Source organism: Parendozoicomonas verongulae (assembly GCF_009711465.1).
Taxonomy (GTDB): Bacteria; Pseudomonadota; Gammaproteobacteria; order Pseudomonadales; family Endozoicomonadaceae; genus Sansalvadorimonas; species Sansalvadorimonas verongulae.
Window position 1 is genome coordinate 1 of the sequence record NZ_SMME01000760.1, and the last position, 10,931, is coordinate 10,931.

A 10,931-nucleotide genomic window follows, 5' to 3' on the forward strand; every position below is an offset into this window, starting at 1 on the left:
ACTGATTTTCTACCCCTGTGATTTTAAAGAAAGTTAAACAGTGACAACCCCTGAATTTTCACATACGCCTGCTGGCTGGCAGTCAGAGCAGTCTGCTGCAGGTTGAGCCGTGAAATTGCCTCACTGTAATCCAGATCTTCCAGCTCTGAACGCAGTACCTGATCCATAAGTACAACATCCGAGTGGCTGTTGTGGGTGGATTCCAGTGTATTCAGCCGTCCGCCTACGGAGGTTTGTACCTGACCGAGACTACCAATGGTTTTATCTATAACGCCGAGCGTGGTGCTGATATCCTGCTGAAGATCAGGGCTGTTGCTTCGCAGAGATGTGCTAAGGCTACCAAGGGCTGTGAAAGTGTCCAGATTTTTTATAGTGAAAGAGTCGGTTCCCGTGACGTCTGCAGTCACAAAACCGCCAATATTTAACTCACCACTGCCTGTATCCGTTACCGCTGGAGATGAGGTAGAGCCATCCCATTTTGTAGCTGTTGCGCTCCAACTGCCTGCGCTATAAGCCAAAACTATGCTGGAGTATTCCTCTATAGATTGCCCAGCAACCAAAGCTACATTATCAACAGTCGTCCCCCCAGATGTATGAGCGACTGGAATGTTCGTTTTGAAGAACATATTCACTCCAGAATCATTACTGGCTAACTTGGTTGAGGTACTGATAGCCACCAGCCGTTGTTTCTCATCACCATCAAAATAAAAACGATCGGAAGCCACTTCACGTATCGGTTCTACCAGCGTATTACTGCCCGCAAACATATACTGCCCATCCGCCAGCCGGTAGTTGCCCAGACTCTTGAGTTCATTGATTTGCTCATCAATCTCATCGGCAAGAGAGGAAAGGTTCTGGATATCAAGGGCACCGTTACCCGCAAGAAGAACATTCTCCCTTGCACGCTGTACAACATTTACCATATTGGTCAGAAGGGTGTCTTCCTGCTGAAGCACGCCTTCGAGCTGATCCACATTGGAAATATATTGCTGGAGGGAAGCAATCTCTTTATTGAGGTGCTGAACCTTTACTGTGGCCAGCGCATCATCGCTGGGTTGCTGGATACGCTTGCCCGAGCTGATATCGTTAAAGGTTCTGGCCAGATCACCGCTTTGACGCTGCATAACGCTGGTCATCATATTGCTGAACTGTGTTGTGCTCACTCGCATCCGTGGGTGCTCCTTTCCAGCTTTAGAACATTCTCAACAATGTATCGAAGGTACTTTGGGCCACCGAAATCACCTGCGCGCTGGCCGCATAAGCCTGCTCAGCCCGCACCAGTGACATGGCTTCTTCATCCAGATTGACACCGCTGTATCCATCCCGTGCATCCCGCGCCTGCTCATACAACGACTGACTGGTATCCAATTCGGTTTTTACCTGAGAAGTCATAACCGCTACGCGGCCCACAAGGCGGGTATAACCTTCACCAAGGTTCACACCGCCATCCACAACCGAGCCATTGACAAGACCATCACTCACCAGACCTTTGTTTTGGAGATCAACAATGGCCTGCAGGGTTTTATTATCTCCCGGAGAGTTGGGGTCTGCAGCAAAGGCGAGGGAACGTGCGTTATCCACAGCAACGCCAATTTCGTCGGCGCCTCTGCGCACCGGCTGAATCAGGTAAATATCTCCGTCATCCAGTGTTTCGGTGCCATTTACCGAAAACTGCAACCCGTCGAATGAGATAGCAGGGTCGCCTGGTGAAGGCGCAGTGCCAGAACTGACCTCTTTTCCATCACTTTCCCGAGTAATTCGATAGTTGCCGCCTTCTACCCGTAGCACATAATTTGTGGCCTGCAGCATACTTGTATCATTCACGGCTACCAGAACGGTAGCATCACCATTCGTTGCTAAAACACGATCACCGGCTGGGATACCACTGAGAGGGAAAGAAACCTGAAACGTGTCGTTCGCAGAGAAACTGGTATCGTGGACTGAAAATTCCAGTCCCTCAAAAGTATAACCATCTAGTGTGCTACCAATATTACTGCCATCCACAAAAAAGTCCGTGCCATCATATGTCACATCAAAGGTACGACCGGTGAGCTCGTGCATCTTCTGAACATTGACACTAAACCGCCCCGTACCACTGTTACTCGCAGCTGGACTTACCCGATCAGCCGCAGGCAACCAGTTCACATCATTCATTAACTGGCTTGAAGCTTCTCCACGATTACCATCCAGATCGTAACCACCGACCAGTAACTTGTTCACATTGTCCGAGAACACCACAGCCAGACGACCAATCTCATTCTGAATCTGAGGCAGCACTCCACCTTGGTAGTTCTGCAGCCCACCGATTGCACCACCAAGATTTTCCGACAATGGAATTGTGGTGGAAGACGCTTCCAAATACATGCCCGCAATATTTGGGTCAACCGGATGGGCACCCACTTTGAGCGTATTGGTTTGTGTTCCCAGAACCAGCGGGTGACCGGATTGCAGATAAACATTCACCATACCATCAGGTTGAGGGAGTACATTAATACCAGTCAGTGCTGCCAGATCCTGAATGGTCTTTTCCCGCTTATCCATCAAATCATTGGAGTTGCTGCCGTTGCTAAGGGCTTCCTGGATCTGTTTGTTGTAACCGGCAATACCGTGGATATAAGCGTTCGCCTCAGAAGAGGCAGTTTCCAGCTGAACACTGAGAAGACGACTCTGAGAGTCCAACTGTTCCTGCACAGTATTAAATCGCTGACTGAGTGCTACAGCTTCGCTGATCACCTGTTGCCGTGCGGCGAGAGACACCGGATCAACACTGGCTGCGTTGGCAGCGGCAAAGAACTGATCAAGGCCAGCGGTAATAATGGAACTTTCATTACCCAGATAGCTGTCGATCTGGTTCATATACTGGGCATTGGTGGATTTCTGGTTGTAGAGGCTGATACTGTCCCGCAGCTGCCCCGTAAGGAAGCTGTCTGCCAGACGTCGCACATCTGTCACCAGTACACCATTCCCTGAGTTTGCCGCACCGGGAAAACTGGTGGAGATAGACGTCAGTTGTACTTCCTGTCGGCTGTATCCCGGTGTGTTAACGTTAGCAATGTTGTTACTGGTCACGGTCATCTGTTTCTGGGCAGCCAGAAGACCACTGATACCAATATTACTCAGACTCATAACACACTCCCTGTGCCTCTATAGCGGAGTTCAACCTTCCGTATCCAGCAAGCTTCCTGCTTCACCACTTCCACCCAACTGCTTAACCAGCATATCGGCCAAACCAAACTTTCCGGAACGGCTCATTTCCTGAGAAATCTGGGTATCAAAAAGCGACTGGTACATATCCATCTGAGAACTGCCCAGCAGGCTGTCTTTTGCCAGTACAGCATTCGCTTCCCGTGCGCTTTTCATCATCATGTTGATAAACAAGGATTCAAACGCTTCTGCCGCTTCCCTCAGGCTTTGCGGGTTCTTGTTTTGGCTCATCAGATCGACACTGGCGATCATGGCACTGCTATCAATATTCATCAGATCACCACTAGCTCAGCACGCAAAGCGCCGGCTTCCTTAAGAGCCTGGAGAATGGACATCAAATCCGTAGGCGATGCACCCACTTCATTGATCGCCGTGACAATATCCTGAAGAGAAACACTTTCCGGCACATAGAACATACGCCCTTGCTGTTCTTCTATTGCCACCTGACTTTCATCGGTGACTTCTGTTGTTCCAGCAGCAAATGCATTGGGCTGGCTGACATTTTTTGATTCCTGAATGGTCACTACCAGATTGCCATGACTGACCGCTGCCGGAAGCACCCGCACATTCTGCCCCATCACCACCGTGCCAGTACGGGAGTTGAATATCACCCGCGCCGGTGGAGGTGAAGGAGTGATTTCCAGCCGTTCTAAAACCGACATAAACGTCACTCGCTGACTACTATCCACAGGTGCCGCAATCACCACCGATGCACCGTCGTGGGCTTTGGCAACATCCGGCCCGAAGTGCTCATTTACTTTGCGCACAATACGGCGAGCGTTTGTAAAACCAGGCTCTTTGAGAGTCAGCACAATTTCCCGGCCACTGTTAAAGCTGCTAGGAACAGTGCGCTCCACAATCGCGCCGTTGGGTACCCGCCCAACGGTGACTGTATTAATGATGACCTTGGAACCGCTGGCTCCTCCCGCTGAAGCGCCGCCAACTACCATATTGCCCTGAGCAACGGCATAGATTTCCCCATCTATACCTTTCAGGGGAGTCATTAACAGTGTGCCACCTTTGAGGCTGGAAGCATCGCCGATGGACGACACAGTTACATCAATTTCCTGCCCCGGCCTGACAAACGGTGGCAATACTGCGCTGACAGACACAGCCGCCACGTTTTTCAACGCTGGGTCACTCTCTCCCAGAGTGATACCAAATTCCCGCAACATGTTGACCAGCGATTGGGAAGTGAAGTGGCCTTTCTTGGTTTTATCTCCAGTGCCGTCCAACCCCACAACCAACCCGTAGCCTAATAACTGGTTGGTACGCACACCCTGCACGTCAACAATATCCATCAGCCGCTCAGCTCTGGTGGCGCTGGAGCACAGCAGAAGAAAAAGTCCTAATGATGCAATGATCTTCATAACTGCCCCCATCAGAACGGAAACCATGGGCTGTTCAAAGCTCTGCTGAGCCAGCCCTGACGGTGCACGTCCTGCTCAGGGCCAACACCAGAGTAAGTAATATTGGCCTGGGCCAGGCGCTTGGACGACACTTCGTTGTTAGTGTTGATATCTTCTGGACGTATCAGGCCAGACACTTGAACAAATTCCGCATCATTGTTCAGCCGCAACCACTTCTCTCCCGCAACTCTTAGAGAGCCGTTGGGGAGAATCTCGATCACCTGCACACTGATATAGCTTTCTTTTATTTCATTTTTGCGGGAGAGATCAGAGCTACCGTTAAATCCGCGCTTTGGTGCAATATTAAAACCTAACGATCGACCACCGCCGAGTATCTGTGCACCGGTTTTTCCGAAAATAATCGGGTCAGCAATATCCACACTGCTATTTTTGCCCAGAGATGTACCCGAACCTTTTGTAATTTCGGTTTTGTCGGAGAGCTTGACCGTCAGAATATCCCCAACCCGATAAGCCCGACGATCCGAGAACAGCTGCATGGAGTAGGATTTCTGGAACAGGCTGTCGCTGACCACCTCAAGGTTCTTCTTCCTCACGGGCATGGGTGCCAGTGGCGCCTTTTCAACGACAGCAACCTTTTCCGGCTTATGATCCTGCATGGTTGCACAGCCGGTGAGCAGCACTATTAAACTGATCAAACCCATTAACAGAGCGCGCATTGTTTTCATTGCCTCCCTATTACAAGGTTTGATTCGCGAACTGGAGCATCTGATCGGTGGCGGAAATGACCTTGGAATTCATTTCATAGGCCCGCTGCACCGAGATCATATTTACCAGTTCTTCCACAACTGTGACATTGGAAGTTTCCAGTGTGTATTGCTTGATATTGCCCAATCCTTCCGTTCCGGCAGCCCCTTCAATAGGATCACCACTGGCAGCAGACTGGATGTAAATATTTCCGCCCTTCGCTTCCAGACCCGCCGGGTTCACAAAACTCACCAGTGTCATCTGTCCCAGTTCAATAGGATCAACCTGACCGGGTATGCTGGCCATCACACGACCATCCTCACTTATGGTGAGACTGGTAGCATCGGCGGGCACATCAATGTTGGGCTCTACCGGCTGACCGGCCGCGGTCACAATGGTGCCGTCGGTATTCAGGTGAAACTGGCCGTTACGGGTATAACCGGCTGTGCCGTCTGGCATGGTGACCTGAAAGAAACCGTTACCGACAATGGCCAGATCCAGCGCCTGATTGGTTGTTTGATAGTTGCCGGGGGTAAACACTTTCTGGGTGCCGGTGATTCTGACACCACTGCCCACCTGCATGCCCGATGGCAGGGTGTTCTGCTGATCGGACAGTGCACCCGGTTGTTTTTCTATGTGATAAAACAGGTCTTCAAAACTGACCCGATCACGTTTAAAGCCTACGGTGTTCACGTTGGCCAGGTTGTTAGAAATGATGGACATCTGGCGATCCTGTGCCGCCAGGCCTGTTTTACTGATCCATAAAGCCGGATTCATACGACCTCCCTGTCGTGTGTCATCCACTTCGGAGTTCAGGTCAGGAATTGGGTTTGTTGTTTCCGCTCCCCGGTACATCCCTGTACAAAGTCGCTCTCAGGCCATCCTGGCCTTTGAAACAACAAACCCAATCCCTGCCCTATTAACACCGAGTTTTTAATTATGTAATGTTTTATTCATCCCGAATCATCCGGTCGCCACTGGCAGCCATCTGTTCTGTGTTCTGCATGGTTTTCAGCTGCATTTCGTACTGACGGGCAAGGTTCATAAAATCCACCATTTCCTCTACCGCTTGTACGTTGCTGCTTTCCAGATACTCCGGGCGAAGCTGAACAGCACCATCCTGTTCTGCCACATCACCATCCAACCTACGGAACAGGCCGTCTTCACCTTTGAAGAGATCACCCGGTAAAGGGTTAACCAACTTCAGCTGCCCCACTTGAACCAATTGATTTTCTCCGCCACCAGCGGGTACAACACTAATGGTGCCGTCTCTGCCGATAAGAATTTTTCGATAAGCAGGAACATCAATAGGGCCACCATTACCAATCACTGGATGGCCCGCACCGTTGCGCAGTTCACCTTCTGCAGAAACCATCAAGTCACCGGCACGGGTGTAGGCTTCATTACCTTCACGATCCTGTACCGAGAGCCAGCCTTCTCCGGCGATGGCAACATCCAGGCTTCTTCCTGTGTGGTTCACCGCTCCCGAGTTCATATTGCTGCCAACACCTCTGGGCACTGTGAGTACTCGGCTGGCGAGGCCATCTCCGCCAACATCCACATAGTCGGAGATTACAAAGTCGCCGCGAAAGCCGGTGGTGCTCAAGTTCGCCAGATTGTTTGCGTGAACTTGTTGAGCCTGCATGGTGCGTGTGGCACCTGATAATCCAACGTAAAGTGACTTATCCATTTATGCGTCACCCGTTAGATAATATTCAGAAGTGTCTGGGTGAGGTTATTGGATGTCTCAATGGTTTTGGCGTTGGCTTGATAGTTTCGCTGGGCTTCTATCAAGCGCACCAGTTCTATGGAAAGGTCAACGTTGGATTGTTCCAGTGCTCCCGCCTGCAAAGAACCCAATGTACCGGAACCCGCCAAACCGTAAAGAGGCGCACCGGATTCAAAGCTGTTACTCCAGAGGCTGTCGCCAATCGGATTCAAGCCGCCTTCATTAGCAAACCCGGCAAGAATCATCTGCCCCTGCACACGAGTCTGACCATTGGAATAAAGTGCGCGCAAGGCACCGGATTCATCCACTTCAATACCCGTCAGTTTACCTGCCGGATAGCCATTCTGAAGTGCCTGGTTTACAGAGAAGGTTGTTCCCAACTGGGTGATTTTGCTGAGATCAAGATCAAACTGCAGATCGGCCACACCACCAACCCCCAGTGAAGATATGCTGATGTTGCCACCACTATTGAGTGTGCCATCAGTATTAAATGTGAGGCTACTTTCTCCTGTGACGGCAGGCACGGCAGGCACAGCAGGTACCGCAGGCGCAGGAGGTGCAGCAGGCACACCAGGCACACCAGGCACAGCAGCGCTAACAATGGCACCATCCACATTGGTGCCATATGGAAGCGGCTGCCCGTCAAACTGGAAGTTTACATTCCATTGGTTATCCGCACTTTTACCAAAGTAGAGGCTGAGTATGTGTGGGTTACCCTGACTGTCATAAATATTGAAAGCCATGGTTGAGTTATACGAAGCAGGGTCACTTGCCTGGAATGGAGAGTTCACAGGAACTGTATCTCTGGCATCAAGGTTCAGCTGACCGATCAACTCACTGGACGCACTAGCTTGCATATCCGCCGCACTCACCTGTAAATCCTGCTGAGTACCGGTAAGGATGTTACCATTGGCATCCGCTGCAAAGCCCTGTAGTTTGAGCCCCTGGTTATTTACCAGATAGTTCGCCTGATCCAACGAGAAATACCCTGCGCGGGTATACGCCTGCTGCCCGTTATCGTTGAGAACAAAAAAACCACTACCGTTAATGGCGAGATCGAGGGAACTGTTTGTATAAGTCAGGTTACCCTGTGTAAAGAGCTGGGATGTATTAGCAACCTTCACACCCGCAGGCTTGCTGTTACCGCCCCCCAGTGAGGACGCATACAAATCTGCAAACTCACTCCGTGACGATTTAAAGCCCACAGTATTTGAGTTGGCAATGTTATTACTCACCACCTCAAGGTCTTGCTTTGCGGCGTTCATACCGCTCAAACCGATTCCGAATGACATAATTCAGCTCCTTCTGATTCCTGTCTTATTCGCTAACGCGTGAAACCTGGGATAATGGCATAGCTCCAATGCCCGCTACATTCAATTCAACCTCCGAGCCACCGCCCGGTATCACCACACTTTCCACTTTTGAAGATATGGAAACCGGCACTTTCAGCTGCTCTCCCCCATTAGTGGCGATAGCGGAAATGGAGTAAACACCGGGATCAAGATTCAGGCTGGAGGTATCAAACTTGCTATCCCCTCTGGCCTGTGCTCCAAGATTCACCTCACCCACAATCTGACCAATGGCATCGCTTACAAGCACCCGCACGCTTTGTGCATTAGCAGGAAGAGAGACCTCTCCCTGAATACCTTCTTCGCCAGTGGTTTCCACAACACTGGTGGGGACTGTGACCGTTTTGCCTACCAGCCCGGTGGCCTGCATCGCCTGTGAATACTGCATGGAACTCACCATGCCGCTGATAGAGTCATTCAGGCTTTCCAGATTCTCGACACTGGTGATCTGGGCCAGCTGAGCCACAAAATCTGTGCTGCTTTTGGGCTCAAGGGGGTCTTGATTGTTGACCTCTGCCAGAAGCATCTGCATAAAGTCTTTCTGTTGAAGACCATTACTTTCACCCAGCTGAACACCACCGTTGCTGGTAAGTGTTTTTGAAATGCCGTTAATATCCATTTAACTGGCTCTCCTGATGGGTTACTGGCCCAGGGTCAGCAGCCGTTGCTGCATCTTCTTGGCTGTCACCATAATTTCGATACTGGTTTGATAGCTGCGGGAGGCCGACATCATGTCTGCCATCTCGGAAACAACATTCACATTGGGGTAATACACATAACCATTTTCATCAGCACTGGGATGGTTCGGCTCGTATTGTCGCTGCTCTGCCGTTGCAGCAATGCGCTGAATGTCGGACACCTCCACCTGCATCGAGGCGTTGTTGATGTCGCTTCCTTTCAACGCCTGCTCCTGAATCACCGAGAACACCGGTTTCATCACCTGATAGGCTTCCTCGGGTGTTCCACCGGCACTGCTGGCGTTAGCCAGGTTACTGGCAACAGTATTCAAACGAATAGTTTGCGCTGTGGCCGATGATCCGGCGATGGAAAAAATCTGGTTTAAAGACATGAAACACTTCCCTGTTAACGGCCATTAATGGCTCTTTCCAGCCCTTTGAACTTCATATTCAAAAAAGAAAAACTGGTTTGAAAAGCCAATGCATTCTCGGAGTAATTCGCCTGCTCCACTCCCAGCTCCACACTGTTGCCATCGGTGCTTTGCTGTTGGGGAATCCGATACTTCACCGAGCCATCAGCCATCCGATCAATACTGCTGATATGCTGCCCGGATGTGGATGCAATGCGGCTGTTTTCCAGCTCCAGCACATCACCAAACTCAATATCCCGAGCCATGTACCCCGGTGTATCCACGTTTGCGAGGTTTCCCGCAAGCAAGGTTGCCCGCTGCACACGAAACTGCAGTGCCTGCGGGTGAATGCCTAATGCGTTTTCAAAACTGATTGCCACGTTTCTATCCTTGAATCCTGTGTCTTCTGTTTGTTGTTCTGCGATATCCGTGCCAGCTTTTTTCACCGTAACGATTTCTACGGCGAAACACCGGGCCAGAGGCTCCAGCGGCCTTGAAGAAACCCAGCTCTGGTTTAAGGTGAAGTAATAAACGACAAAAAGCGGAAGCGGAATTCCGGTTCAAGCGGCACAAGTATTCCGCTTAAAAAGCAGGTGGGAAAAATGAAAACAAATTATTGCAGAATATCGGGGTTACTGGTCCCAATAATGTTCAGCGCCTTGGCTCAGGCACAGACAGTGAATGAACAGGTCGAAGCTGCAGTCACAAAGAACCTGAACAAAGCTGTTGCAAAGTATGCCCGTAGTCTGGGCAGTCAGTCCTACAATGTTCAACTGGTGGCACTGCCTCCTCTGAAACTCTCCCTTTGCACTCACGAACCAGATGTTCGCGCTATTGGCAGTAGCGAAAAAATCACTTCCCGTATGACTCGCAAAGTTACCTGCCACACACCGGACTGGTCGCTGAATATCCGGGCAGAAATCAAAATCTTCAAACAGGTGGTAAAAAGCGTCAACAAGATTGAACGGAACAGGCGTATTTCCCCGGTTGATATCACACTGGAAAGCGAGAATATTCTGAAAATACGCGGCCCGTATTTTTCCCACCTCCAGCAGGTGGCTGGTCTGAACAGTCGACGACAGATCAGTTCAGGCAAAGTTATTCAACCAGCCATGACCATTCAGCCAAAGATGGTGGAACGCAACAAAACTGTGCGTATTCAGGCTGGTAGAAATGGCTTTCGTGTGTCGATGAAAGGGCAGGCCCTTGAATCTGGCTCACTGGGAGACCAGATTCAGGTGCGTAATGTGTCATCGGGAAAAGTGATTACTGCTGAAGTGACGGGACAGGGGGTTGTTAGCCAGGGCTCCGCCAGATAACTGTTACTCCAGCCAGTGAATTCTGACTTGATGCCCCCATGGAGATGTTGCCAGGTGCACTAACCACAATGTTCTTATTAGTGATCTTGATAAAGGCTACCATAAGTACCCGGACCATTGCTTTCGCAT

The 10,931-nt window shown here is 50.4% G+C and carries 12 protein-coding genes; 1 reads left to right on the plus strand and 11 read right to left on the minus strand.

The annotated features are described in order from the left end of the window. Window positions 1-23 precede the first annotated feature (23 nt). The 11 genes from flgL to flgB form a co-directional block, all read right to left on the minus strand. On the minus strand, window positions 24-1,169 hold the full coding sequence (flgL, locus tag E1189_RS05580; RefSeq protein ID WP_155159057.1) for a flagellar hook-associated protein FlgL: 1,146 nt from the start codon (window positions 1,167-1,169) through the stop codon (window positions 24-26). Between the two features lie 22 nt (window positions 1,170-1,191). After that, window positions 1,192-3,126: a flagellar hook-associated protein FlgK gene (gene flgK, locus E1189_RS05585; RefSeq protein WP_155159058.1), complete on the minus strand. Its 1,935-nt coding sequence runs from the start codon at window positions 3,124-3,126 to the stop codon at window positions 1,192-1,194. Between the two features lie 30 nt (window positions 3,127-3,156). Next, window positions 3,157-3,477, minus strand: coding sequence for a rod-binding protein (locus E1189_RS05590; protein WP_155159059.1), 321 nt, complete (start codon window positions 3,475-3,477; stop codon window positions 3,157-3,159). After that, window positions 3,477-4,574, minus strand: coding sequence for a flagellar basal body P-ring protein FlgI (locus tag E1189_RS05595; protein WP_230460191.1), 1,098 nt, complete (start codon window positions 4,572-4,574; stop codon window positions 3,477-3,479). Before E1189_RS05595 ends, E1189_RS05590 begins: the two co-directional genes overlap by 1 nt. 11 nt (window positions 4,575-4,585) lie before the next feature. Then, the gene (locus E1189_RS05600) at window positions 4,586-5,299 is read right to left on the minus strand and encodes a flagellar basal body L-ring protein FlgH (RefSeq protein ID WP_155159061.1); all 714 of its coding nucleotides are present in this window, start codon (window positions 5,297-5,299) and stop codon (window positions 4,586-4,588) included. Between the two features lie 10 nt (window positions 5,300-5,309). Next, entirely contained in the window at window positions 5,310-6,095 is a 786-nt protein-coding gene (flgG, locus tag E1189_RS05605) for a flagellar basal-body rod protein FlgG (RefSeq protein WP_155159062.1), read from the minus strand. A gap of 172 nt (window positions 6,096-6,267) precedes the next feature. Continuing rightward, complete coding sequence (locus tag E1189_RS05610; RefSeq protein WP_155159063.1) at window positions 6,268-7,008, minus strand: flagellar basal body rod protein FlgF; 741 nt, start codon at window positions 7,006-7,008, stop codon at window positions 6,268-6,270. 14 nt (window positions 7,009-7,022) lie between these two features. Continuing rightward, entirely contained in the window at window positions 7,023-8,339 is a 1,317-nt protein-coding gene (flgE, locus tag E1189_RS05615; RefSeq protein WP_155159064.1) for a flagellar hook protein FlgE, read from the minus strand. Between the two features lie 25 nt (window positions 8,340-8,364). Further along, a complete protein-coding gene (locus tag E1189_RS05620; RefSeq protein ID WP_155159065.1) occupies window positions 8,365-9,015 on the minus strand; it encodes a flagellar hook assembly protein FlgD in 651 nt (216 codons plus the stop codon). A gap of 21 nt (window positions 9,016-9,036) precedes the next feature. Next, window positions 9,037-9,465, minus strand: a complete 429-nt coding sequence (gene flgC, locus E1189_RS05625) for a flagellar basal body rod protein FlgC (RefSeq protein ID WP_155159066.1) — start codon at window positions 9,463-9,465, stop codon at window positions 9,037-9,039. 14 nt (window positions 9,466-9,479) lie between these two features. Beyond that, entirely contained in the window at window positions 9,480-9,863 is a 384-nt protein-coding gene (flgB, locus tag E1189_RS05630) for a flagellar basal body rod protein FlgB (RefSeq protein WP_329601908.1), read from the minus strand. 267 nt (window positions 9,864-10,130) lie between these two features. Between flgB and flgA the strand changes: the two genes are divergently transcribed. Beyond that, window positions 10,131-10,802 carry a flagellar basal body P-ring formation chaperone FlgA gene (flgA, locus tag E1189_RS05635; RefSeq protein WP_196221234.1) on the plus strand — a complete coding sequence of 224 codons (672 nt, stop codon included), beginning with the start codon at window positions 10,131-10,133 and terminating at the stop codon, window positions 10,800-10,802. Window positions 10,803-10,931: the final 129 nt, after the last annotated feature.